This is a genomic window from Sulfitobacter sp. EE-36, from assembly GCF_000152605.1.
Taxonomy (GTDB): Bacteria; Pseudomonadota; Alphaproteobacteria; order Rhodobacterales; family Rhodobacteraceae; genus Sulfitobacter; species Sulfitobacter pontiacus.
The window spans coordinates 1,080,091-1,104,639 of the sequence record NZ_CH959310.1 but is presented as its reverse complement, the minus strand read 5'-3'; the positions used below and the strand labels follow the sequence as shown (position 1 = coordinate 1,104,639).

Here is a 24,549-nt window from a genome sequence, read left to right as displayed (position 1 = left end):
GTTTCGATAGCGCTGTGCTGCGGCAGAGGCAGGGTCTTTACCCGCCAAAGATATCGCGCAGCACCCTGTCGATGACGCCCAGTGGGTTGTCCTGACGCGGCACCCGCTGCGGCTGCGCCGGTTGCTGAGGCTGCGGCGGGGCTTGCACCACTGGCGGTTCCGGCACGATCATCGGCAGCGGCGTATTCGGCAGCCCTTCGTGAACGCGCATCATGACCTGCTGCCAGATCTCGGTGGGCAACCCGCCCCCCGATACACCGGTCAACGGCGTGTTGTCGTCATAGCCCATCCAGACACCGGCCACGTAGTCGGCGGAGAAACCGATGAACCACGCGTCGCGGTTGGCCTGTGTCGTGCCCGTTTTACCGGCCAGTTCACGGCCACCAAATTGCGCCCGCTGCCCGGTGCCTTCGGACACGACCTTTTCCATCATATAGACCAGTTGCAGCGCGGCATCTTCCTGAATGACCCGCTCGCCGATACCGCCGCCCGTGCCCATCACCGGATCAGTGTCGCCCTGCAACGTCAGATCAATCAGCCCATAGGGTTTAACGGATGACCCGCCGTTCAGGATGCCGGCATAGGCACCTGTCATTTCAAGCAACGTGCTTTCGGACGCCCCAAGCGCCAGCGCCGGACCGACGGCCAGATCGCTTTTGATGCCGAACTGCTCCGCCACCTGGCTGACCACATCGCGCCCGACACTCTCCGAGACTTTGACCGCCGGAATGTTCAGCGAATCCTTAAGCGCGGTGGTGAGCGTCACGTTGCCCTTGAAGCTGTTGGTATAGTTCTTCGGGCACCATTGGCCCGACCCGGGCACGTTCAGACAATAGGGCGCGTCTTCGATCAGATCGTTGGGCGAATACCCCAGATCCAGCGCCGCTGCATAGATAAACGGTTTGAAGGCAGAGCCGGTCTGGCGCATCGCTTGTGTCGCGCGGTTAAAGGCCCCCGCGACCTTGGTCTTGCGCCCACCGACCATGCCACGCACGGCCCCGTCAGCAGACATGATCACCACAGCCGCCTGCGCTTTGGAGCCTTCGCGAACCTTGTTTTCGAACACCCAGCTCAGACCTTCCTCGGCGGCGCGCTGGATCTTTTGGTCAAGGGTGGTCTTGATCACCACATCCTCGGTCGTGTTGCGGGTAAAGAACTCCGGCCCCGACGACATCACCCAATCCGCGAAATAGCCACCCGCCTCGGCCTCTGCGGCTTCTGACAGCTCTGCGGGGTTGGCAATGGCGTTATCCGCTTCGGCCTTTGACAGATAGCCCTGATCCTCCATCAGGCGGATCACGGTTGCCGCACGGCTTTGCGACCGATCAAGATTATTGGTCGGTGACAGCGTGGTCGGTGCGGTCAACAGACCCGCCAGCATCGCGCCCTCGGCAGGCTTCAACGCGGCGGCCGGTTTGCCAAAGAAACGCTGCGCCGCAGCTTCGGCCCCAAAGGCACCGCCGCCCATATAGGCGCGGTTGAGGTAGATCGACAGGATATCATCCTTGGAATACTTCGCTTCCATCGCCATGGAGAACAGGGCTTCCTTGCCCTTGCGCGACAGCGAGGACCGGCGACATTCGGCTTCGTATTCCTTTTCCGTCTGCCCCGACGACGCATCATAGGGTTCACCCAGACACAGCAGTTTGGCCACCTGCTGCGTGATCGTCGACCCCCCGTGACCGGACAAGGGTCCGCGGCCTTCGCTCAGGTTGATCTTGACCGCTGAAGCGATGCCGCGCGGGCTGACACCAAAGTGACGATAGAAGCGTTTGTCCTCTGTCGCGATCACCGCGTTCTTAAGCGCGGGGGATACGCTGTCTGCGGTGACGACGCCGCCGAACTGATCCCCGCGCCATGCAAAGACATCACCATAGCGATCCTTGAGCGTGACAGACCCTCGCGCACGCCCGTCCAGCAGCGCCTCGAGCGGCGGCAACGTGGTGTAGAAATAGCCGACGGCCAAGGCAACCATCAGCACCGCCACGGCAGTCACCCGCCAGACGATCGTCCAAATCAAACGGAAGACCCACCGCACCAGCGCGGCCAGCCAGCCAATAGGCCCCTTGGGGCGCGCAGGCGCACGACGTGCAGGCTTGCGTTTGGCCGGAGCCTTTTTCGCGACCGGCTTGCGGGGCGGTTTGCCGCCTTTGCCCGCGGTGCGTTTATCGGCAACCAAGGGCCGCTTCCGTTTGGATGAATCACTCATATTCTGCTCGCTGAACCATTCTTTTTTTTTCGCACTCTATCCTGCACAGCGCGGTTTGTTTAGCGCAGACGCCCCGCTGCGCCGTCTAATTAACGCCCAATAATTGGGCACATTTCCCACAGCGCCCAATAATCAGGCAAACACGCCCGCCCAGAGAGGGACTAAGCGCGATGCACCCTTCCTTCAAGGGGCGCCGGCCGCTCTTTTATCCAAGGCATAACGCAGGAAGTACCTGCCATCTGGAAGAGGGATTATAGGTGAAACTCATTATCGCAACAATCAAGCCATTCAAGCTCGAGGAGGTGCGCGAAGCACTGACCGAAGCGGGCGTGCGTGGCCTGATGGTGACCGAGATCAAGGGCTTCGGTGCCCAATCCGGCCATACCGAAATCTACCGCGGCGCTGAATATGTCGTGAACTTCGTACCCAAGGTGAAGCTTGAACTGGTGGTCGCAGATGCGCTGGCCGACCAGATGGTCGAGACGATCACCCGCACCGCACATACCGGCAAGATCGGCGACGGCAAAATCTTTGTCCTCGACGTTGAACAAGCCGTGCGCGTGCGCACCGGCGAAACCGGCGAAGACGCCATCTGACCCCCACGTCCGAGGAATTGACGACATGACATCACGACTTCTTATTCCCCTTGCCGCCGCAGCGACGCTGCTGCCGTCCTTGGGTTTCGCGCAGGAGGCCGAGTATGCAACCGCGGCTGACACTGCTTTCATTTTCAACACGATCCTGTTCCTGATCGGCGGCTTTCTGGTGTTCTGGATGGCGGCGGGTTTTGCCATGCTCGAAGCCGGTCTGGTACGGTCCAAGAACGTGACCACCCAGCTGACCAAGAACATCGCGCTGTTCGCACTGGCCGCCATTCTCTACTGGCTGGTTGGCTATAACATCATGTACCCCGGCGACGCGTGGATCATCCCCGGCGTGTTCGGCACGTTTGCAACCAAGGACATCAAGACGGCGATTGACGCGGGCGGCTATTCCAACGCGTCGGATTTCTTCTTCCAGCTGATGTTCTGCGCGACCACCGCATCCATCGTTTCGGGCACATTGGCCGAGCGTATCAAACTGTGGCCCTTCCTGATCTTTACCATCGTGCTGACCGGCTTTATCTATCCGATCGAAGCAAGCTGGCAGTGGGGCGCAGGCTGGTTGTCTGACGCGGGCTTCAGCGACTTTGCGGGCTCCACTCTGGTCCACGCCGCGGGCGGCTTTGCGGCTCTGGCAGGTGCGCTGGTGCTTGGCCCCCGTATCGGCAAATACAAAGACGGTCGTGTGATCCCGATGCAGGGTTCGAACCTGCCGCTCGCCACTTTGGGCACGTTCATCCTGTGGCTGGGTTGGTTCGGCTTCAACGGCGGCTCGCAATTGGCCATGGGGTCGATGATCGACGCTGATGCTGTTGCGCAGATCTTTGCCAACACCAACATGGCTGCTGCTGCCGGTGCCATCGCCGCGCTGGTCCTGACCCAGATGCTGTACAAAAAGCCTGACCTGACAATGGTGCTGAACGGCGCGCTGGCCGGTCTGGTCTCTATCACAGCTGGCCCGCTTGACCCGACGCTCTTCGGTGCGCTTTGGATCGGTGCTGTGGGCGGTGCGATCGTGGTCTTCGCGGTGCCCTTCCTCGACAAGCTCAAGATCGATGACGTGGTCGGTGCGATCCCGGTTCACCTGATCGCAGGCTTCTGGGGCACGCTGGTTGTTCCCGTCTACACCGACGGCACATCCTTTGTGACACAGATCATCGGCTTTGCCTCTATCGGTGCCTTTGTCTTCATCGTGTCGCTGATTGTCTGGATGATCCTGAAAGCCACCACCGGCATCCGCGTCAGCGAAGAAGCCGAGATCGCTGGTCTGGACGTGTCCGAACTGGGCATGGAAGCCTACCCTGAGTTCTCCAAGAGCTAAGGTCTAAACTCCTGCAGGCAGGCAGAGGCCCGGGCGTTCGCGCCCGGGCTTTTTGCTGCGCGCGTGTTATGCTGGGCAGGGCTGGCAGTGCGCCCAAACAAAACCGCCGCGCCAGATGCCAGCGCGGCGGTTTGAGTATTTTTGAAAGGGTGAAGTGGCGGGTTAGATGCCGACCTCAATGATCGCCTTGGCGAGGATCGGCACGGTTTCGGCGTTCAGCCCCGCGATGTTCATGCGGCTGTCACCCACCATATAAATACCGTGGTCTTCGCGCAGCTTGTCGACCATGTCAGACGAGGTTCCGAGGCGCGAGAACATGCCGCGGTGTTCGGCAAGGAATCCAAAACGGTCAGAGCCGGAGAGACGCTGAAGTTCGCCCGCGAGCTGGCTGCGCAGACCCAGCATGGTGTTGCGGATGTCTTCGAGCTCGGCCATCCAGTCGCTGCGCAAGGCGTCGTCGTTCAGGATGGTGGTGACGATGCGCGCCCCGTGATCGGGCGGGAAGCTGAAGTTCTGGCGGTTGAGAAAGGCCAGCGTGCCCTGGTTCAGCTTTTGCGCCGAGGTGTCTGCCGACAGCGCCATCAGGATGCCAGTGCGTTCGCGGTAAATCCCGAAGTTCTTGGAGCAGCTTGCCGCGATCAGACATTCCGGCACCGCCGCCGCGACCTTGCGCGTGGCCGCCGCATCCGCGTCAAGCCCGTCGCCAAAGCCCTGGTAGGCGATATCGATCATCGGGGTGGCGCCGGTGTCTTGCAACACTTTGATCACCGCGTCCCATTCGGCGGCGTTCAGGTTGGCCCCTGTCGGGTTGTGGCAGCAGCCGTGCAGCAGGACCACATCGCCTTTTTGCGCGGTCTTGAGGTCGGCGATCATGCCATCGAAATCAACGCCACGGGTTTCATCGTCGAAATAGCGGTAGGGGGCCACCTCCATCCCCAGATATTTCAGGATCGACAGATGGTTCGGCCATGTCGGGTTCGACACAAACACCCGCGCCTGAGGACGGGCCATCTGGATCAGCTCGAACGCCTGACGGATCGCGCCGGTCCCGCCCGGAGTCGCGGCGGCGGCGACCTGTGCGCGGGGGACCGCATCGCCAAGCACCATCTGCACCATCGCATCGCCAAAGGCAGGGTCGCCCGCCAAACCAGTATAGGCCTTGCTGGTCTGGGCTTCCCACAGTTGGTGTTCAGCCGCCTTGACCGCGCGCATGACGGGCGTCAGCCCCGTGGCATCCTTGTACACGCCCACGCCAAGGTCGATCTTGGTCTCGCGGGGGTCATCCTTGTACATCTGCATCAAGGCAAGGATTTTATCGGCGGGCTGCGCCTGTAGGGTTTCGAACATTATGCGTCTCCGGTCGCAACGGGCACGGTGGGGAACATCCCCCATTCTGCCCAAGATCCATCGTAAAGGGACCAATCGGTATGGCCCATCCGTTCCAGTGCCAGCGCGAGTATCGCCGCGGTGATGCCGGACCCGCAGGTCGTGATCACAGGGTGCGACAGGTCAATGCCCGCCGCTTCAAAAGCCGCTTTGGTCTCGGCTACGGATTTCAGTGTTTTGTCGTCGTTCAACAGCTCTGTGAAAGGCAGGTTGCGCGACCCGGGGATGTGGCCAGCGCGCAGGCCTTCGCGGGGTTCGGGCGCGTCGCCGCGAAAGCGGGCCGCTGCGCGGGCATCAACGATCTGCGGTGCCTTGAGCTTGGACGCCTGAGCGACCTGCGTCACATCGCGCACCAGTTGGTTCTGGAACCGCACGGTCATGTGGCGGTCGCGGGGGATCGGGGGCATGTCTTCGGTGGGGCGACCTTCGGCGACCCATTTGGGCAGGCCCCCATCCAGCACGGCGACATTTTCCTGCCCCATCAGACGGAACAGCCACCACACACGCGCAGCCGACAGCAAGCCGGCCCCGTCATAGACCACCACCTGATGCCCGTCGCCCACCCCCATAGCGCGCATCCGCGACATGAACTTTTCAGCAGGTGGGGCCATATGCGGCATATCCGACCGCCCATCCGAGATTTCGTCGATGTCGAAAAAGCGGGCACCGGGGATATGCGCCTGATTGTATTCAGCTTTGGGGTCGCGTCCCGCATCGGGCAAATACCATGACGCGTCCAGCAGACGCAGGTCGGGATCCTTGAGGTGCTGCGCCAGCCAATCGGTTGAAACAAGCGTTTTCGGGTTGTCAGCCATGGGTCCACCCCCTTTTAGAACAGGTTTTTCAATGCCTACCCGCGACGGCCCCCGCAAGCAAGAGCCCGCGACTGTGCGCATGCAGCACAGGCCGGAAATGGGCATATTGTGTTCCGTTCAGGCCCCGAGAGCGGGACAGGGCGTCAGCCGTGGTCTTTCAGCAGACGCTGCTTTTGGCGGGACCAGTCGCGCTTGGCGGCGGTTTCCCGTTTATCGTGCAGCTTTTTACCCTTGGCGATGCCGATCTTGATCTTAGCCATGCCACGGTGATTGAAATACATCACCATCGGGACCAGCGTCATGCCTTTGCGTTGGGTTTCATTCCACAGGTTCGACAGCTCCTTCTTGGACACCAAGAGCTTGCGGCGACGGCGTTCCTCGTGGGTGAAGGTCTTGGCCTGCGTGTAAGGCGCGACGTAGGAGTTCACCAACCACAGTTCGCCATCTTCCACGGCGGCATAGCTTTCGGCGATATTGGCACCGCCGTTGCGCAGGGATTTGACCTCGGAGCCTTCAAGGATGATGCCGCATTCGACATCATCGTCGATCGCGTAATCGAACCGCGCGCGGCGGTTTTCGGCGATGACCTTGTAGTTCGGGTCGGATTTGGAAGATGATTTAACCTGTGACATGCCAAGGATGTAGGGCGTTGCGGCCCTGCGCGCAAGATGCCGCAGCGGGCATAACCGCATGGACCGTCAGGCGGGGCGCGCCGGCCCTGCCTGCTTAGTCGCCCAGCTTGGCGTGCACCTCGGCAAGGTCGATCTCGCCCGTGGGCATCTTGTTTGCCGGATTGTCGAAATCGTATTTGAACAGCTCGAAATCCTTTTTGAAGATCTCGCGCATCAGATGCATCGACAGATCGTCGAAGTAATCCTCTACCGGGTGGGCGCGCTTGGGGCCGTGGCCTTCGGATTCGTTAAACCGCGGAATGTCGGACAGGTTCACCGCATGGGGCGTGTCGATGGCATCCAGCACGCTTTGCATGCCGTCGTTGAACTTCTCTGTCCAGATGATCTTGTCATAGGTGCCGCCGTTCACGATGAACGTGCTGACATGCCCCGACTGCGCGGACCAGTGGATGTCCGGGTCCATCGGGCGACGCCAGCGGATGGTGTCGCGGGCAAACAGCAGGAAACGGCGGAAGCTGGCGATCTGGTCAAACTCTTGCTTGCCGTCATCGCCGCCGACCTCGATCCCGTATTTCTGCACGAGCAGCGGCACCAGATTGCCGCGATACCGCCGGCCATTGCGCTGGATGCCGCAGATCTTGTCGAAGAAAGAGCTGAGGATGCGGGTATATGGATTGCGCACGCAGGTGAAGGCGTAGGATTTGTGGTTTTCCACATTTCGCGTGATCAACGGCTGAGAGTCGTCATGCGCCCATTTGTGCATGCCCGATTTCGCGTCATGGATGTCGCCGTCAAAGAATTCTCCATGGTCCGAATAGAACATGATCTGCCCGATGGTCGAACAGGCGCATTTGGGCACCACGCGGTAGACCACGCTTTCGCTTTCTGTCATCCATGTCCCTGGGAAACCCATAATCGGCTCTGCCTCCTAAATTTTTTCGCACTTATGCTGCCATTTATGGCGACAGAATGGCCTGAAATATAGAAAAAGCAAATATTCGCGGTTTATTCAATCGCTGTTCGCCTTTATCTAACAAACTCGTCCAGAGCAGAGGGGATGCGTGTTTCGCGATGGCCAGAATTGCCTATATCCTTTTGTGTCACAAAGACCCCGTTGCAATCATCAAGCAGGCGGAGAGATTGACGGCGTCTGGCGATTACATGTCGATCCACTTTGACGCCTCGGCCAGCCCGACCGATTTCGCACAGATCACCCAAGCGCTTGGCAAGAACCCCAATGTGACCTTCGCAAGCAAGCGCATCCGCTGCGGCTGGGGAGAATGGTCGCTGGTACAGGCGACGCTGAACGCCGTCGAAAGCGCGATTGATGCCTTTCCGCGTGCCACACACTTCTACATGCTGTCGGGCGATTGCATGGCAATCAAATCCGCCGAATACATCCACGACTACCTTGATGATAACGACGTCGATTTCATCGAAAGCTTTGACTACTTCGAAAGCGACTGGATCAAGACCGGCTGGAAGGAAGAGCGGCTGATCTACCGTCACTGGTTCAACGAGCGCACCCAGAAAAAGCGGTTCTACGGCATGTTCGAGCTGCAGAAACGCCTTGGTCTGACGCGCGACATTCCTGCGGACCTGCAAATCCAGATCGGCAGCCAGTGGTGGTGCCTGCGCCGCCAGACCATAGAGGCGGTGATGGCCTTCACCCGCAAACGCAAAGACGTGATGCGGTTTTTCAGGACCACCTGGATTCCGGACGAGACGTTTTTTCAGACCATTGTGCGCCATATCGTGCCCGACAATGAAATTCGTGCGCGCACGCTGACGTTCCTGATGTTTACCGACTACGGCATGCCGGTGACCTTCTATAACGACCACTACGATCTGCTGCTGGCCCAAGACTATCTGTTCGCACGCAAGATCAGCAGCGAGGCGACGGACCTCAAGCGCCGGTTGGGGTTGCTCTATTCGGCGAAGGATGTCGAATTGCAGATCAGCAACGAAGGGCGTAACCTGTTCAAATTCCTGACCGGTCGGGGCCGGATCGGGCGGCGGTTCTCTACCCGTTTCTGGGAGACGGAGAGCACGCTGGGGCGCGAGCGCGAGCTGCTGATTGTCGTGTGCAAAAAGTGGCATGTCGCCAAACGCGTGCTAGAGCAGATGCGTCAGGTCACCAACCTGCCCGCGATCGAATATCTTTTCAGCGAACAGGAAACCCCCTTGCCCGATCTTGGCGGCATCCAGAACAGTCTGGGCAAGCGCACCCGCCACCGGCGGTCCCTGATGCGGATGCTGTTCGACTATTACGAAGCCGACCGGCTGATCGTCTGCATGGACCCCGGCGATATCGACCTGCTGAACGACTTTGCCTCTGACCGGTCGATGACACGGGTCCTCGAGATCGAATGCCAGTTCTCGGATGACTACCTGATCGGCCACGCCATGCGCGTGGGGCTGGCGGGCGAACGCACCTCGGCTGACACGCTGGAACGGTTGCTGCCCACCATCCGGAACGACCTGACCCTTGAATCCGACCGCATCCGCGACGCGCAGTTTGAAAACTACGCCCGGATGCGCGAAACAGCCTCGGCGCAGGACAATGCCGAGGCGCTGGCCGCTTTCCTGCGCATTTCTCCGGAACAGGCGCAGCCCATTGCCGACACACATTATCTTTTCACCGATTAAGGACATTCCATGGCTTACAGCTACGACGACCAGAACATCTTTGCCAAAATCCTGCGCGGCGAAATCCCGAACAACACGGTATATGAATCCGACCACGCGCTTGCCTTTCGCGATATCGAACCCCAAGCGCCGACGCATGTGCTGGTGATCCCCAAGGGCCCCTACATCAGCTTTGACCACTTCGCGGCAGAGGCAAGTGATGCCGAAATCGTCGGCTATGTACGCGCCATCTCGGAAGTCTGCAAAGCCGAAGGGGTTACATTGGACGCGGGCGAAGGGTTTCGTATGATCGCCAATGCCGGCGCGCATGGGGTTCAGGAAGTCCCGCATCTGCATGTGCATATTCTGGGCGGTCGGCCCATGGGGCGCATGGTGGCGCGCCCCAGCTAACCCGTCACGACATCAATCAGTGCGCAAAAGGCGCGGCGTGATCTTGCGCCGCGCTTATTTGTTTTTACGACCCGCCCGCCAGCGCGCGAAACGGCCCTGCTTTTCGGCGATGTCATCTTCCAGCCGCTCTAACGTCGGATCGATGCGCGCGCGTTTGAACCGACGCCAGCGGACCCAGATCGCATAGACCACGGCCGCAAACAGGATCAGGATAATGATATTCAGGAACGGGATGCCCTTGCTCGCATCCGGCCCGTCCACCACGCGCACGGACACCGCGTTGGGGAAGATCGACAGGAACTCGTTGCGCCAGCCGTAATGCTTGACCGCGACATACTGCGGCGTACCGGCCGCGGACTTCAGATCAGATGCCTCGGCCTGCAGGTTGGTCGTGTCGAACTTGAAATACGGCGGCCAGCCCCAGCCGGTATCCTCGTTGCGGTAAACCATGACGTCGCCCTTGGCCCGACGCGTCTGGATGAAGAAAACATCGCGGTTACCCAAGGCGGTGCTGTTGCCCACATCCGCATGCGACCAGAAGATCGAGTTCTCGCCAAAGTCGATGCGCTTTTCATAGGTATCGGTGATCCGCACGATATCGACCTGAGGCAGCGTATAGTGAAAGAACGCGGCAATGATCAGCCAGATCACACCCCAGAAGGTCCATTTGATGATCGCCATCGGCGTTACCCCTTAGTTAAAGTTGGTGAGGTAGACGGTCAGGATAACCAGCCCCACCGGGACAATATAGACCCCAAGGATCAGCTTGCGACGGATCGACCCGTCATATCGTTTGAGCCCTCGTTGCACGAAAATGTCGCGATCCACAAGACGCGGCCCATCCGCCCACTTCTGATAGAGCTTGCCGCGCCGTACCCGACGCGAATAGATCGACAGGGCGATATAGATGATCGTTAGAACGACGAACCCGATGACGATCAACCTTAACAAAGCCAGCATAATCCCTGCGCCTCTCTTGTGTCCCGGGCCGGGTGTCAGTCGGTGACGGGCCAGACGATCTTGATCTCGCCGCCGCTTTCACGCTCTGGGGTTTCCAGCTCTCCGCCCAATTGCTGGGCGGCGGCAAGCAGGATGCGCATGCCGAGCCCCGTGCCCGTGGTCCGATCTTTGGGAATACCGGGGCCGTCGTCAATGCAGCTGAGGTGGTAGAAGCCGCCCTTGCGTTCGCCGCGCAGGTCGAGTGTCCCGCGTTTGCGGCCCTCATAGGCGTATTTCGCAGCGTTGGTCATCGCCTCGTTCACGATCATCCCCACGGATGACGCAGAGCGGGACGACAGATGCGCCTGATCGACCTCTATGTTCACCTGCACCCCGTCGGGCAATTGTTCACTGGTGGAATGAGCGACCTTCTTCAGGAAGGCTGCGATATCCACCGCGGCGCCGGTTTCAGTCAGGTACAACGCTTCATGCAGGCTGCTGATGGTCGACAGGCGGCCCTGAATGGTGTCCAGCGCGGCGCGGGCTTCGGGGGATTTTTCGCTGCGGATCTGGATGCGGATCAATGCCTCCAGGGACTGGAGCGAGTTTTTCACGCGGTGGTCGACCTCTTTGCGCAGCACCTCGGCATCGGCCAGTGCCTTGCGCAGCTCGATCTGCCGCATCGCCTGCCCCGCCAGCACCTTGAGCGCACGGCGCTGAAAATCATTCAGCTGATGCGGTTTCTTATCCAGCACGCAGAGCGTCCCGAGCGGCAGATTCTTGTCATCCTCCAGCAAGGCACCGGCATAGAACCGGATCGAATCCTCGCCAGTGACGAAATTATTGTCAGCGGTGCGCGGATCGGCGGTGGTGTCGGTCACCTCCAGGTAGTCATCGCCCGCGATGGCATGGGCGCAAATACTGTCGGTGATGTCGCTGCCGTCAATTTCAAGCCCGACCTTGGATTTGAACCATTGGCGGTCTTCATCCACCAAAGAGATCAGCGCGATCGGCACCTCGCAAATCTCTGCCGCGAGGCGCGTGATGTCATCGAACCCTTCTTCGGGGGCGGTATCCAGAATATTATATCCCCGCAGCAACGCGAGGCGCATTTCTTCTTGTTCTATCAAAGATGCTTTCATCGGGAACACTCACGAAACAGCGTGCGGAAAGCACTTTTAACTAAGACTAAGGATGCAGGCGTTAGGCACGGATATGGCCTGACACCCCCATCCCGCGACAGCGATGCGTCAAGATATCGACGTCACAGGGTACGTCAAGCCATATTCCCTGTTTGTACTCGCGGTCACCCCCAACCGCCAAAAGGGCGTTTGCCCCCCGTAAAGGGGGCAGCGCAATCAGCCTACGACGTTGAAATCAGGGCCATAAGGATAGCCGGTGATATTGTCGTTACCGTCTTCTGTGATCACCAGAATATCATGTTCGCGGTAGCCGCCCGCGCCGGGTTGACCTTCGGGAAGGGTCAGCATCGGCTCCATCGAGATGACCATGCCGGGTTCAAGCACCGTGTCGATGTCCTCGCGCAGCTCCAGCCCTGCTTCGCGGCCATAGAAATGCGACAGCACGCCGAACGAATGACCATAGCCAAAGGTGCGGTATTGCAGCAGGTCACGCTCTTCGAGGAAGGCGTTGATCTTGTGGGTGACATCGGCGCAGCTGACACCGGGCTTCAGCAGGCTCATCCCGTATTCATGGGCAGCGACATTGGCCTCCCAGATTTTCAGGCTTGCGGGGTCCACCTCTCCGGCAAACATAGTGCGTTCCAGCGCCACGTAATAGGCCGAGATCATCGGGAAGGTGTTCAGCGACAGGATATCGCCGCGCTCCAGCTGCCGGGCAGTGACCGGATTATGCGCACCATCGGTGTTGATGCCTGATTGGAACCACACCCAGGTGTCACGGTATTCGGCGTCGGGGAACCGCTTGGCAATCTCAAGCTCCATCGCATCGCGGCCTGCCATTGCGATGTCGATCTCGCGCGCGCCGATCTTGACCGCATCGCGGATCGCATAGCCGCCCACATCAGCAACCTGAGCGGCCTGACGGATCAACGCAATCTCTGCCGGAGACTTATGCATCCGCTGGCGCATGGTCGTCTCGAAAAGGTCGATCATCACCACCGGCTCAAGGAAATCTTCCAGCTTGTCGCGCTGCATTAGCGTCAGGTGATCCCCCTCATAGCCGATCACCGCGCCCTTGCCCGTAACCGAGGCGACGGCGCGCCAGTAATTGTCGCGCTGCCAGTCAGTATAGGTAATGTTGTCGCAAAAGCTGCGGCGCCACGGCTGACCGGCGTCGATGCCTGCGGAAATCGTCACACACTCTGTATCGGTCACCACCAGCCCATAGGGGCGACCAAAGGCGCAATACAGAAAGCCCGAATAATAGGCGATATTGTGCATCGACGTGAAGACCGCCGCCGTCGCTCCGGCCGCATCCATCCGTTCGCGCAGCTCTTCCAGACGCGCTTCGTATTCAGCGGTGTCAAACGGCAGCGGAGACTTCGTGCCGTTATGGAAACGGTACATATCGGGACGGGCGGTTTTGGATGTATTGGTCATATCAGACCCTCCTTCTCAGAAAGGTCCCGGCGTGCAGGACGCAAGGGCCGTGAAACGCAGGACGACGCCATCGTCCCAACCCACCCCCTGTCTCGCCGATTTGCGCGGCCCGATCAAGGCTCACTTTATGCCAAGCAGCGCTTTCACCATATCGCTGTCGGGGTCTTCCAGCAGGTCGATAATGTCAAAGTGGTGCCGCCCCTCGACGACGAACTGCTTGGCCCCCCACACGCGCGAGAATTGTTCGGCCTGCTCCAGAAAGGCGGGGCGCTCATCGGCCCCGACCCAGATCGTGACGTTCACCCCATGGGGCGGCGTCATGTTCACGGGGCTTTCTGCCGTCGCTTCGGCTTCGTCCAACCGAAGGATGTCGTTCATAGAGGTCTGCAACAGCGGCATCAGGTCTGCCACGGGCGAGATGGACACGATATTCTCGATCCGGTCGCGGACATCGCCGGACAGGATCAGCGGGTCGGTCATGCGGGCAACCTGCTGCCCACCTGCGGAATGCCCGACAAGCGCCAGCGCACCTTGGGTGCGTTTGGCGATCTCGGAAATGGCGCGGGCGACCTGTCCGGTGATCTGGCTGATCCGCACATCGGGGCACAGGTCATAGCCGACCATCGCAACCGCATAGCCGCGCGCCAGGGGGCCCGCCGCCAGATGGGACCAATCGGCAGGAGCAAACGCTTTCCAATAGCCACCATGGACAAAGATCACCGTGCCCCGCGACACGCCTTCGGGTTCAAACAGATCATAGATTTCGCGGTCGGTCGGCCCGTAAGAGATATTCTTTTGCGCACGAAACCCCAGCTTCTTGCGGAATGCCGCTGCGGCGTCTTTCCAGCGGGGCGGATATGCCTCTGCGTTATCGATATAAGCGGCGTTGGCATAGGCGTCGTCTAGCTGCATGTGGTCCTCCGTCAGCGTCCCGATACGAACTGGAACTAGACAATCATAGCGTTTGTTGCTTTGGGTAACCACAGACAAAAGCGGAGAGATCAAAATGACTGACGCAAAGACTGACCTGAAATCAATGCTCAAGGATCCAAGTCTGCTAGAGACCCGCGCCTATATCGGTGGCGAATGGGTGGATGGCGACGATGGCACCTTTGATGTAGTGAACCCCGCCCGCGGCGATGTGATTGCCAAGGTCGCCAACCTCAGCCGTGCGCAGGTGGCCGGTGCCATCGCCCAGGCGGAAAAGGCACAGAAGGAATGGGCCAGCTGGACTGGCAAGGAACGGGCCGGCGTCATGCGCAAATGGTTCGACCTGATGATGGAAAACCAAGACGATCTGGGGGCCATCCTGACCGCTGAACAGGGCAAGCCTCTGGGCGAGGCCAAAGGCGAAATCGCCTATGGCGCGTCCTTTATTGAATTCTTTGGCGAAGAGGCCAAACGCGTCTACGGTGAGACCATCCCCGGCCACCAGCGCGACAAGCGGATCACCGTGATCAAGCAGCCCATCGGCGTGGCCGCGTCGATCACGCCCTGGAACTTCCCCAACGCGATGATCACCCGCAAGGCCGCGCCCGCGCTGGCCGCCGGCTGCGCCTTTGTGGCGCGCCCCGCTGCGGAAACACCGCTGTCGGCAATCGTGATGGGTGTGCTGGCCGAACGCGCGGGCATCCCCGCAGGCGTGTTCAACGTGCTGCCGTCGTCGTCTTCCTCTGCCGTGGGCAAGGAGTTCTGCGAAAACCCCGCAGTGCGCAAACTGACCTTTACCGGATCAACCGAAGTGGGCCGCATCCTGCTGAAACAGGCTGCCGATCAGGTCATGAAATGCTCGATGGAGCTGGGGGGCAACGCGCCGTTCATCGTCTTTGACGACGCCGATCTGGACGCCGCTGTCGAAGGCGCGATCCTGTGCAAGTTCCGCAACAACGGCCAGACCTGTGTTTGCGCGAACCGCATCTACGTGCAGGCCGGTGTCTATGACGCCTTCGCCGAAAAGCTGAAAGCCCGCGTTGAAAAGATGAAGGTCGGCGACGGCTTTGAAGACGGCGTAGAGCTGGGGCCGCTGATCAACGGAGATGCCTCCGACAAGGTGAAAGAACATGTCGAGGACGCGGTGTCGAAAGGTGCCGAAATCCTGCTGGGCAGCAAAGAAGAGAAGATGGAGGGCAACTTCCTCGCGCCGACCATCATCACCGGTGTGACGCAGGATATGAAAGTCTCGAAAGAGGAAACCTTCGGCCCGCTCGCCCCGCTGTTCAAGTTCGATAACGAAGACGACGTGATCGAAATGGCCAATGACACGATCTTTGGTCTTGCGTCCTATTTCTATGCCAAAGACCTGAGCCGCGTGTATAAGGTCGCAGAGGCGCTGGAATATGGCATCGTGGGTGTGAACACCGGCATCATCTCGACCGAGGTCGCGCCGTTTGGCGGCGTCAAGCAGTCCGGTCTGGGCCGCGAAGGCAGCCACCACGGGATCGAGGATTACCTTGAGATGAAATACATCTGCATGTCGGTCTGACCTGCGGATCATCCGGGATTTGAAACGGGCGGCGGGATCATCCTGCCGCCCGTTTTCGTATCAGCCGTTCAGCGCGCGGGTGATCAGCTGGCCCAAGCGTTCGATCCCTTCCGCGATCTTGCCTTCGGTCGAGGTGGAATAGCTGAGCCGCAAGGTATTGCGCCCCGACCCGTCCGCGAAAAACGCGTGCCCCGGTACAAAGGCGACCCGTTCGCTTTCCAGCGATTGTTTCAGCAGATCGGCCCCGTCCAGCGTGTCGGGCAGTGTCACCCAGATGAACATGCCGCCTTCGGGTTTGGTCCAGCTCACCCCTTCGGGCATATGCGCCTGCAGCGCTTCCAGCATAGCATCGCGACGGGCACGGTAGGCGCTGCGGATCGTGTCGATGTGGCTGTCGAAATGCTGCTCCGCGACCGAGGCCACGGCAATCTGGTTCAATGTGGCACTGTGCAGATCCGCCGCCTGTTTCATCAACACAAGTTGCGAGATCACCGGCATCGCGGCGCAGACCCAGCCCACACGCAGCCCGGGCGACAGTGTTTTCGAAAAGCTGCCGCAATAGATCGTCCGACAGGCTTCCAGATCACCGTTCCGGCGTTCGGCTTCAAGCGCGAGGATCGGCGGGATCGCGTCGCCGTCAAAGCGCAGCGACTGATAGGCCGCGTCTTCGATCACGGCGATGTCCATTTCCTCGGCCAGATCAATCACCCGCTCGCGCGCGGCGCGGCTGACGGTGGCCCCTGTCGGATTGGCAAAATCAACGGAAAGATAGGCGAACTTGGCCGCGCCGCCTGCCTCTTTCGCGGCGGCGGTATAATCCGCACCACTGCGATTGCTCAGCGGGTCCAGCTTGTCATAGCGCGGCTCGTAGGCGTTAAAGGCGCCCAAGGCCCCCAGGTAGGTCGGCCAGCCCACCAGCGCGGTATCCCCCGGCGACAGGAACAGCTTGCCCAGATAATCCAGCGCCTGCTGCGAGCCCGAGGTGATCAGGATGTTGTCCGGCGTCGCCGGAATACCGATCGCCTGCATCTGCGCGGCAATCCAGACACGAAGCGGTTTGTGCCCCTCGCTGGTGGAATACTGCAACCCCTGCGCCGCCATCGGCCCGTTCAGCGCCTCGGCGAAAGCGTCCTGAAACGCCGCTTTTGGAAACAGATCAGGGTCAGGAATACCACCGGCGAAAGAGATGATATCCGGCTGGTCCAACAGCTTGAGCAGCTCGCGAATTTCCGACGCCTTCATGCGATTGGCGCGTGTGGCAAATATTTCCTGCAGTGACATCCGGCGTTCCTCCCCCGACTGGATCGGGGCACTGTGCCCATTGCGCTATTTTAAGTCAACAACTGTGACCTAGCCCCCACGCGCACAAAAAAGCCCGGCGCAAATGCACCGGGCTTCGTCTGTCACAGAGGGGACGGTTAGTTGACGGTGTTCGCGTCAACCACATCCTTTTCAATCGCCTTTGGCGCACGCGCGATCTGGATCTGGCGCGGCTTCAGCGCTTCGGGCACCTGACGTTCCAGATCGATGTGCAGCATACCGTCGGCATGGGCCGCGCCGGTCACTTGCACGTGATCCGCCAGATGGAAGCGGCGTTCGAACGCGCGGGTCGCGATGCCACGATGCAGATAGGTTTTATCCGTATCTTCATCAGCTTTGCGCGCCGAGACGATCAGAGATTTTTCACGGACTTCAACGCTCAGGTCGCCTTCGGTAAAGCCGGCGACGGCGATGCTGATACGATAGGAATCATCGTCCAGTTTTTCGATGTTGTAAGGGGGATAGCTTGGCTGCGGTGCGTCGTTGGCCATCACGCGATCCATCAGATTGGCAATCTGGTCAAAGCCGACAGTCGAACGGTGCAGCGGTGCAAAATCAAAACTACGCATAGGTATTCATCCTCGTTTGAGCGATAATCATTCAGGCCTTCCACCATGGACAGACCCTGGGTTGTCTGCCGGAACCCTCAACAGGCGTTCCGGTGACATTCATGTGGGGATGGGTAAATCGCGTTTCAAGGGGACAAAATCACCCCGGATGACAAGGTCAGGGTTTGACGAATTTCGCGCCGGTGGTGCGGCGGCGATCCTCTGACGTGATGCGCTTGCTAACAACACCTCCGCCTTGGAAAACACCCTTGCCCGCCACCAGATCCGCCTGAAGCCGCGCCAGCGGTGCACCAAGCGCGGTACCAAGGGACACTTCCTTGTCCTCGACATGGGCCTTGGCGGATACGACAGACACAATCTGCGGCACCCCGTTTTCAAAGGTAAAGATCGGCGCACCACTGGCCCCGAAATCGACGGAGCATGTGGTCACCAGCACGCCTTCTTGGCGGGCCAGCACGCTGCAGACCTCTTGCAGGGACGGCGCCTCTGACCGGTCCTTGGCATAGCTCACCACCCCTAACTGGTCGCCACGGCGCGGACGGCGGGCGGTGTCGAAGGGTTTGATCGTGGTATTGCGGATCGGCCGGTCGAGTTCGAGCAGGGCCAGATCGTTGCGCACACGGTCCGAGGATACGACGCCGTCGTAGACATAATCGGGATGCACCACCGCACGGCGCACATTGCGATAGGCCCCCGCCCGCCCGTTGCGCCAACCGGCAAGGAATTCTACCTCGCCATGATCAATGCGCTGCTTGCTTTCCTTGTCGTACAGACAATGCGCCGCCGTCAGCACCAGACGGGGCGCGATCAACGCGCCGGTGCAAAACCCCTTGCCGCCGATATCCAGACGGCCCACGGCCTCCCACGCGCCGGCATCCACCCCTGTGTCCAGCCTGCGCAACCGCGCATCCTGAGCAAGCCCGGCCGTCGCGACGGTCAGGCACATGATAGAGATGGCTACCCAACGGCGCACGGATATCGCTCCTACTTCGGTGAGGTCTGGTCTTTAGCCTCTCCTAGCTGCGAGATAAGGCGAAAATGCGGCGAAACCCCTAGCGGAGGCGAGGAATCTGCAAGTTTGTGCCTTTTTCTTGCGACAACGCCGGAGGCTTCGGCCCGCCCGACGCCCAATCCAGCAACTCTACCGTGTGCACCACGGGCACGCCCGCCGCCGATCCGATCTGCATCATGCAGCCAATATTGCCTGCCGCGATCACGTCGGGGTTCTTGGCCTGCAGGGTTTTGACCTTGCGGTCTTTCAATTGCTTAGAGATTTCGGGCTGCATCAGGTTGTACGTCCCCGCCGACCCGCAGCACAGATGTGAATCCGCAGGCTCAACCACGGTAAAGCCTGCGCGTTTCAGCAAATCCTTGGGGTAGCTTTTGATCTGCTGGCCGTGTTGCAGGGAGCAAGCGGCATGATAGGCCACGGTCAGGCCGTGATGGGCGGGCGTGGGGGCCGTTGGCGCGTCGATGCCCGCGATATCCCCCTTGGCGGGGTTGGGCATGGCGTCTGGGTCTGCACCCCCCGCAAGATCGTGCAGCACCTCGGACACATCCTTGGCGATCGCCGACACCCGCGCCGCATCCGCCGCCAGCGGGTCATTGCGGAACATATGGCCGTAGTCTTTCACCGTGGTGCCACAGCCCGAGGTGTTGATGACGATGGCGTCCAGCCCCTGCCCGTCCATCTCGGCGCACCATGCCTTGATGTTGCGCGCCGCGGTGGCGTGGCTTTCGCTGGTTTTGCCCATGTGATGGGTCAGCGCCCCGCAGCAGCCTGCGCCTTCGGCGACGACCACTTCGCAGCCCTGCCGTGTCAGCAGGCGGATGGTGGCGTCGTTGATGTCGGTGTTCAGCGCCTTTTGCGCACAGCCCGTCATCAGCGCCACCCGTTTACGCGGTGCCCCCTGCGCGGGAAAACTTTGCGGGTCGTCGTTGCGGCTGACCGGAGGAATCGTCTTGGGGGCCATCTCGATCATCGCACGTAACCGCGCGTCGGGCATCAACCGCGCGAAGGGCCGCCCGATCTTCGCCCCCAGCAGCGCCAGCCGGAACCGCGTCGGATAGGGCAGGATACGCGCCAGAATCCACCGCAGGGCACGATCGCTGAAGGGCCGTTTGTAGCGTTTTTCGATGTAATCGCGGGCATGATCCACCAGATGCATATAGTGCACGCCCGAGGGGCAGGTCGTCATACACGCCAGACAGGACAGGCAGCGGTCGATATGTTTGACCGTCTTTTCATCCGGATCGCGATCGTTTTCGAGCATGTCCTTGATCAGATATATACGTCCGCGCGGGCTATCCAATTCGTCACCCAACACCTGATACGTGGGGCATGTGGCGGTGCAAAAGCCGCAATGCACACAGGCGCGCAGAATTTCGTTGCTGCGCGCCGTCGCGGGGTTTTTCAACTGTTCTGCGGTGAATGTGGTTTGCATGAAAGCTCCGGCGTTGCGGGCACGAGACCCTGACGAGGTAAAGAGTTAAGCGGCGACGGTGCTGGCCCAGATCAGGCCGAACCAGGGCAGCGTGGTGGCCAAGATCCCCAGCACATTGGTCCAGCGCTGCGTAACGGGGCCGGGATAGGCGCGGCGCAACACCTGCGCGACAAAGGCCAGAACGGCGATCCAGCCCAGCCAGATACAGGAAATCGCCCCCATCGACGCCAGCAGGTTTTCGCCCCAATACTGCGCCACGCCATAGCGTATCGCCATCCCCGCCACGGCACAGAGAAAAGCCAAGAGCACCAGCGCACGTAGGCTGCGCCGGTCAGGCTTGCCACGGGTCAAGAGGCGGAACACCAACGGCCCGCCGATAAAGACAACAAGGAAGACCGCAAGCAAGCTCATGCCGCACGGTCCAGCTGGCCCGCGTTGAAGATGCCCTTGGGGTCGAACTGCGCCCGCAGGGCCGCTGTCAGCCGCGCCACACCGGCGGGTTCGGGGTGGAACACGCCCAAGCGCGCCTTGGTCTGCGCATCGGCCCGCACCAGCGTTGCATGCCCATCCATCGGACCGATGGCCGCGCGCAGATCATGGCCCGCGGCGCTGCGCAGCCAGATCAGCCCGCCCGCCCAGTCATAGGTCCAGCGCTCTGCCCCCGACCGCGCCGCGATCCCCGGCGCGTCAGAGGGTTTGCACGACACGCGCCACACATCACCCTGCCCCTCGTGAAACGCCGCCACATCACGGATGCCGGACCAAAGCGCCTGCGTCGCCGCTGCATCGCGTTGCTCGACCTCTGCCCCCGCGCCGGCGAGCAACGATTGAAGCTGGCTCAGACGGTAGCTGACCGATGCCTCGAACCCCTCTATGCGCAGTGCGGTTTCGCGGGTGGCAGGGTCATGGGCGGCACCTGTCACCTCGAACGGGCTGCCAAGGGCGCGGGCCATCGCGGCCACAGCGGCCCCATCATCCAGCCCGTGCAACACCAAGGTCGCCTGCGTTTCAGGGCGTGGCAGCACCTTCATCGATACCTCGCTCAGCACACCCAAAGTGCCGTAAGACCCCGCCATCAGCTTGACCAGGTCATAGCCGGTGACATTCTTCATCACGCGCCCGCCGTTCTTGACCACGGCACCGCGCCCGTCGACAAAGCGCACCCCCAACAGAAAGTCCCGCGCCGCCCCGACCGAGATCCGCCGCGGTCCGCTGATATTGCCCGCCATCACCCCACCGATCGTCGGTGTGCCGCTGGTGCCCAACAGTTCGCGATGGTCCATCGGTTCGAACGCGAGACGCTGGTTTTCGGCGGCCAGCGCCTCTTCGATCTCGGCCACGGGGGTGCCGGGTTTCGCGACCAGCGTCAGCGCACCGGGTTCATACAGCGTGATCCCCTGCAGCCCCGCAACGCGCATGATCTGACCCGTCGCGGGCAGGCCGCGCGTGCCGCCCCCCTGAACCGAGATCGGGCCAGCGGCACCTTTGACCGCTTCGACCAGCGCCTCTTCGGATGTGATGGCCATGTCTCGGCTCCTTCGTCGTGCGTGTGATCTGTTGAAGATCAGCAGTTAATCAGGCGCGGGTTATTCCGCCGCCAGCGCCACGGCGCGGCGTGTCTCTGACGCGTCCAGCGGAAAGACCTTGGCGGGGTTCAGCAGCCATGCGGGGTCGAACACATCCTTCACCGCCATCTGCGCCTCCAGATCGTCGGGGGCGTATTGCACATGCATCAGATCGCGTTTCTCGATCCCGACGCCATGTTCGCCGGTCAGACAGCCGCCCACTTCGACGCAGAGCTTGAGGATCTCGGCCCCGAATTCCTCGCACAGTTCCAGATCGCCCGGTTTGTTGGCATCAAACAGGATCAACGGGTGCATATTGCCGTCGCCTGCGTGAAACACATTGCCGACCTTCAGCCCGAACTGATCGCTGAGTTCCTTGATGCGTTTGAGCACAAAGGGCAGCGAGGACACAGGGATGGTGCCATCCAGACACATGTAGTCGTTGATCTGCCCCATCGCGCCAAAGGCCGATTTCCGACCCAGCCAGATCTTGGCGCTTTCCTCAGCGGATTTGGATTGCCGCAGCTCCACCGGATTGTGCCGCTGCGCGATGTCGGAAATCAGACCCAACTGGTGGTCGATCTCCGCGTCAGAGCCTTCGACCTCAATGATCAGCAATGCCTCGCACATGGGATACCCAGCCTTGGCGAAGGCTTCCGTCGCTTCGATACAGGGGCGGTCCATGAATTCGATGGCGACGGGCAAGACACCCGCCTTGATGATGTCAGAGACACATTCCCCCGCGACCTCGTTATCGTCGAACCCGATCAACACGGGCCGCGCGCCTTCGGGTTTGTGCAGGATGCGCAGCGTGGCTTCGGTGACGACACCCAGCTGCCCTTCAGAGCCGCAGATCAGCCCCAGCAGGTCCAGCCCGCCCGCATCCAGATGCGCGCCGCCGACCTCGATCACCTCGCCATCCATCAAGACCATCGTAACGCCCATGAGGTTGTTGGTCGTCACCCCGTATTTCAGACAATGCGCCCCGCCCGAATTCATCGCGATATTGCCCGCGATGGCACAGGCCAGCTGGCTAGACGGGTCGGGCGCGTAAAAGAAACCGTCTTCCTCGACCGCGCCTGTGACGCTCAGGTTGGTACGCCCGGTTTGCACCTTGATGATGCGGTTGGGGTAATCGGTTTCGATCACCTCGTTCATACGCGCCACGCCAAGGATCACGCAGTCCGCCGTGGGCAGCGCGCCCCCCGCCAGCGACGTACCGGACCCGCGCGGCACGACGGGCACACCCTCTTCGTGGCAGATGCGCAACACATCCGACACCTGCTGTGTGGTATAGGGCAACACCGCCACCATCGGCGCACATTTATAGGCGGTCAGCGCGTCACATTCATAGGCCCGCGTCTCACGCTCATCCGAGATGACAGCATCAGCCGGCAGAACCTGACGCAGCCGATCAACCACACGCGTCTTGCGCGCGATCACGGCTTGGCTGGGAATAGGCATTTCCATGGCGAACCTCCAGTTTGGTAAAATAATATGACCAATTAAAGACATTGGCAACACAGAACCAGTCGGCGTATGCAGCTTAGCATGACTTGGATGGATCGCATCGCCCTGTTTCAACCGCTGGATTATGCCGCTTTGGCGATAATCTTTTGCGCCTGGCTGGCCATTGGCTGGCGCATCGAACACCCGAACCCCGCGAAGCCCTCTGTGTCACTGATCATGGCGCAATACCGGCGCGAATGGATGACCCAGATGATCACCCGTCAGCCGCGTATCTTTGATTCGCAGATGATCAGCACCCTGCGGCAAAGCACGGCTTTCTTCGCCTCTACCAGCATGATCGCTTTGGGTGGGACGCTGGCGCTTTTGGGCAACAGCGAGCGTCTGTCGACGGTGGTCGAAGACCTTGCCCTGACCGAGCTGCCCACCGTGGTGTGGGAATTCAAAATGCTGCTGCCACTGTTCTTTCTGACCAACGGCTTTCTGAAATTCGTCTGGTCAAACCGGCTGTTTGGCTATTGTTCGGTGCTCATGGCCGCCGTCCCAAATGACCCCGAGGACCGCCGCGCCCCCCCGTTGGCGTCCAAGGCGGCAGAGATCAACATCACCGCCGCGCGCAGTTTCAATCGGGGGTTGCGATCGCTTTATTTTGCGCTGGCCAGTCTGGGCTGGATCGTCGGCCCGATCCCCCTCACCGTCGCGGCCATGGTCACCGTCATCATCATCTGGCGGCGCGAGTTCACGTCACTGTCACGGCGCATTCTATTGGAAAATGAGCAAGGCTAGTCTATATGTCTGTTTTCAGACATTGGTGTATTCATGTACAAATTGATCCTTTCCATTCCGCTGCTGGTTGCAGCACAGGTCGCTGCGGCTGACCCGACCTCCATCAACTCGGTGCGCGTTTCGAAAGAGGGCGGCCTTTATAAATTCGACGTGACGATCAGCCATAATGATACCGGCTGGGACCACTTTTCGGACGCGTGGCGCATTCTGGATGCCGATGGCAACCAGCTGGCGATCCGCGAATTGATCCACCCCCACGTGGACGAACAACCGCTGACTCGTTCCCTGTCCGGCGTTGAGCTGCCCGCAGGCACGACAGAGGTCGGCATTCAGGCCCGCGATACGCAGGCCGGTTGGGGGAAAGAGATCAAGAAGGTCCAGATCAAGTAAG

General features: G+C 60.6%; 24 protein-coding genes. 7 read left to right on the top strand and 17 right to left on the bottom strand.

Features of this window, described 5'->3' with window-relative positions:
* Positions 1-37 precede the first annotated feature (37 nt).
* Positions 38-2,209, bottom strand: a complete 2,172-nt coding sequence (locus EE36_RS07865) for a transglycosylase domain-containing protein (protein ID WP_180828601.1) — start codon at positions 2,207-2,209, stop codon at positions 38-40.
* A 257-nt stretch (positions 2,210-2,466) separates the two neighbouring features.
* On the opposite strand from EE36_RS07865, the gene EE36_RS07860 reads away from it, so the two are divergent.
* On the top strand, positions 2,467-2,805 hold the full coding sequence (locus EE36_RS07860) for a P-II family nitrogen regulator (RefSeq protein WP_005851080.1): 339 nt from the start codon (positions 2,467-2,469) through the stop codon (positions 2,803-2,805).
* A gap of 25 nt (positions 2,806-2,830) precedes the next feature.
* Positions 2,831-4,132, top strand: a complete 1,302-nt coding sequence (locus tag EE36_RS07855) for an ammonium transporter (protein ID WP_005851078.1) — start codon at positions 2,831-2,833, stop codon at positions 4,130-4,132.
* 162 nt (positions 4,133-4,294) lie between these two features.
* Here EE36_RS07855 and EE36_RS07850 read toward each other — a convergent pair whose 3' ends face one another.
* The 4 genes from EE36_RS07850 to EE36_RS07835 all read right to left on the bottom strand — a co-directional run bounded on the left by EE36_RS07850 (position 4,295) and on the right by EE36_RS07835 (position 7,878).
* Positions 4,295-5,479, bottom strand: a complete 1,185-nt coding sequence (locus tag EE36_RS07850; protein ID WP_005851076.1) for an amino acid aminotransferase — start codon at positions 5,477-5,479, stop codon at positions 4,295-4,297.
* Positions 5,479-6,333, bottom strand: coding sequence for a 3-mercaptopyruvate sulfurtransferase (sseA, locus tag EE36_RS07845; RefSeq protein ID WP_005851074.1), 855 nt, complete (start codon positions 6,331-6,333; stop codon positions 5,479-5,481). Before sseA ends, EE36_RS07850 begins: the two co-directional genes overlap by 1 nt.
* 143 nt (positions 6,334-6,476) lie before the next feature.
* A complete protein-coding gene (gene smpB, locus EE36_RS07840; RefSeq protein ID WP_009825868.1) occupies positions 6,477-6,965 on the bottom strand; it encodes an SsrA-binding protein SmpB in 489 nt (162 codons plus the stop codon).
* A gap of 94 nt (positions 6,966-7,059) precedes the next feature.
* Positions 7,060-7,878 carry a sulfotransferase family protein gene (locus EE36_RS07835; protein WP_037943017.1) on the bottom strand — a complete coding sequence of 273 codons (819 nt, stop codon included), beginning with the start codon at positions 7,876-7,878 and terminating at the stop codon, positions 7,060-7,062.
* A gap of 158 nt (positions 7,879-8,036) precedes the next feature.
* On the opposite strand from EE36_RS07835, the gene EE36_RS07830 reads away from it, so the two are divergent.
* Positions 8,037-9,614: a DUF5928 domain-containing protein gene (locus EE36_RS07830; RefSeq protein WP_005851063.1), complete on the top strand. Its 1,578-nt coding sequence runs from the start codon at positions 8,037-8,039 to the stop codon at positions 9,612-9,614.
* Positions 9,615-9,623: 9 nt separating this feature from the next.
* Positions 9,624-10,004 carry a histidine triad nucleotide-binding protein gene (locus tag EE36_RS07825; RefSeq protein WP_005851062.1) on the top strand — a complete coding sequence of 127 codons (381 nt, stop codon included), beginning with the start codon at positions 9,624-9,626 and terminating at the stop codon, positions 10,002-10,004.
* A 54-nt stretch (positions 10,005-10,058) separates the two neighbouring features.
* Here the strand turns inward: EE36_RS07825 and EE36_RS07820 are convergent, their stop codons facing one another.
* From EE36_RS07820 to EE36_RS07800, 5 genes are all read right to left on the bottom strand, one after another.
* On the bottom strand, positions 10,059-10,685 hold the full coding sequence (locus tag EE36_RS07820; RefSeq protein ID WP_005851059.1) for a DUF1523 family protein: 627 nt from the start codon (positions 10,683-10,685) through the stop codon (positions 10,059-10,061).
* 12 nt (positions 10,686-10,697) lie between these two features.
* A complete protein-coding gene (locus EE36_RS07815) occupies positions 10,698-10,964 on the bottom strand; it encodes a hypothetical protein (protein ID WP_005851057.1) in 267 nt (88 codons plus the stop codon).
* 35 nt (positions 10,965-10,999) lie between these two features.
* Positions 11,000-12,055: a histidine kinase dimerization/phosphoacceptor domain -containing protein gene (locus tag EE36_RS07810; RefSeq protein ID WP_254655564.1), complete on the bottom strand. Its 1,056-nt coding sequence runs from the start codon at positions 12,053-12,055 to the stop codon at positions 11,000-11,002.
* Between the two features lie 246 nt (positions 12,056-12,301).
* On the bottom strand, positions 12,302-13,525 hold the full coding sequence (locus tag EE36_RS07805; RefSeq protein ID WP_005851055.1) for an aminopeptidase P family protein: 1,224 nt from the start codon (positions 13,523-13,525) through the stop codon (positions 12,302-12,304).
* 120 nt (positions 13,526-13,645) lie between these two features.
* Complete coding sequence (locus tag EE36_RS07800; protein WP_005851053.1) at positions 13,646-14,437, bottom strand: alpha/beta hydrolase; 792 nt, start codon at positions 14,435-14,437, stop codon at positions 13,646-13,648.
* A 94-nt stretch (positions 14,438-14,531) separates the two neighbouring features.
* Here EE36_RS07800 and EE36_RS07795 point away from each other — a divergent pair, with 94 nt between their 5' ends.
* Positions 14,532-16,007 (top strand): NAD-dependent succinate-semialdehyde dehydrogenase, encoded by a 1,476-nt coding sequence (locus EE36_RS07795; protein ID WP_005851051.1) that lies wholly within the window; start codon positions 14,532-14,534, stop codon positions 16,005-16,007.
* Positions 16,008-16,067: 60 nt separating this feature from the next.
* Here the strand turns inward: EE36_RS07795 and EE36_RS07790 are convergent, their stop codons facing one another.
* From EE36_RS07790 to EE36_RS07760, 7 genes are all read right to left on the bottom strand, one after another.
* A complete protein-coding gene (locus EE36_RS07790) occupies positions 16,068-17,288 on the bottom strand; it encodes a PLP-dependent aminotransferase family protein (RefSeq protein WP_005851049.1) in 1,221 nt (406 codons plus the stop codon).
* Between the two features lie 137 nt (positions 17,289-17,425).
* Positions 17,426-17,896: an Hsp20 family protein gene (locus EE36_RS07785; protein ID WP_005851048.1), complete on the bottom strand. Its 471-nt coding sequence runs from the start codon at positions 17,894-17,896 to the stop codon at positions 17,426-17,428.
* Positions 17,897-18,053: 157 nt separating this feature from the next.
* Positions 18,054-18,842, bottom strand: coding sequence for a serine protease (locus EE36_RS07780; RefSeq protein ID WP_005851046.1), 789 nt, complete (start codon positions 18,840-18,842; stop codon positions 18,054-18,056).
* Positions 18,843-18,948: 106 nt separating this feature from the next.
* Positions 18,949-20,340 carry a glycolate oxidase subunit GlcF gene (glcF, locus tag EE36_RS07775; RefSeq protein ID WP_005851045.1) on the bottom strand — a complete coding sequence of 464 codons (1,392 nt, stop codon included), beginning with the start codon at positions 20,338-20,340 and terminating at the stop codon, positions 18,949-18,951.
* Positions 20,341-20,385: 45 nt separating this feature from the next.
* Positions 20,386-20,751 carry a hypothetical protein gene (locus tag EE36_RS07770; RefSeq protein WP_005851044.1) on the bottom strand — a complete coding sequence of 122 codons (366 nt, stop codon included), beginning with the start codon at positions 20,749-20,751 and terminating at the stop codon, positions 20,386-20,388.
* Positions 20,748-21,866 (bottom strand): FAD-binding protein, encoded by a 1,119-nt coding sequence (locus EE36_RS07765; RefSeq protein ID WP_005851042.1) that lies wholly within the window; start codon positions 21,864-21,866, stop codon positions 20,748-20,750. Before EE36_RS07765 ends, EE36_RS07770 begins: the two co-directional genes overlap by 4 nt.
* A gap of 60 nt (positions 21,867-21,926) precedes the next feature.
* Complete coding sequence (locus EE36_RS07760) at positions 21,927-23,375, bottom strand: FAD-linked oxidase C-terminal domain-containing protein (RefSeq protein WP_005851041.1); 1,449 nt, start codon at positions 23,373-23,375, stop codon at positions 21,927-21,929.
* Positions 23,376-23,456: 81 nt separating this feature from the next.
* Here EE36_RS07760 and EE36_RS07755 point away from each other — a divergent pair, with 81 nt between their 5' ends.
* Positions 23,457-24,158, top strand: coding sequence for a DUF599 domain-containing protein (locus tag EE36_RS07755; RefSeq protein WP_037944882.1), 702 nt, complete (start codon positions 23,457-23,459; stop codon positions 24,156-24,158).
* Positions 24,159-24,191: 33 nt separating this feature from the next.
* Positions 24,192-24,548: a hypothetical protein gene (locus tag EE36_RS07750; protein ID WP_005851038.1), complete on the top strand. Its 357-nt coding sequence runs from the start codon at positions 24,192-24,194 to the stop codon at positions 24,546-24,548.
* Position 24,549 lies beyond the last annotated feature (1 nt).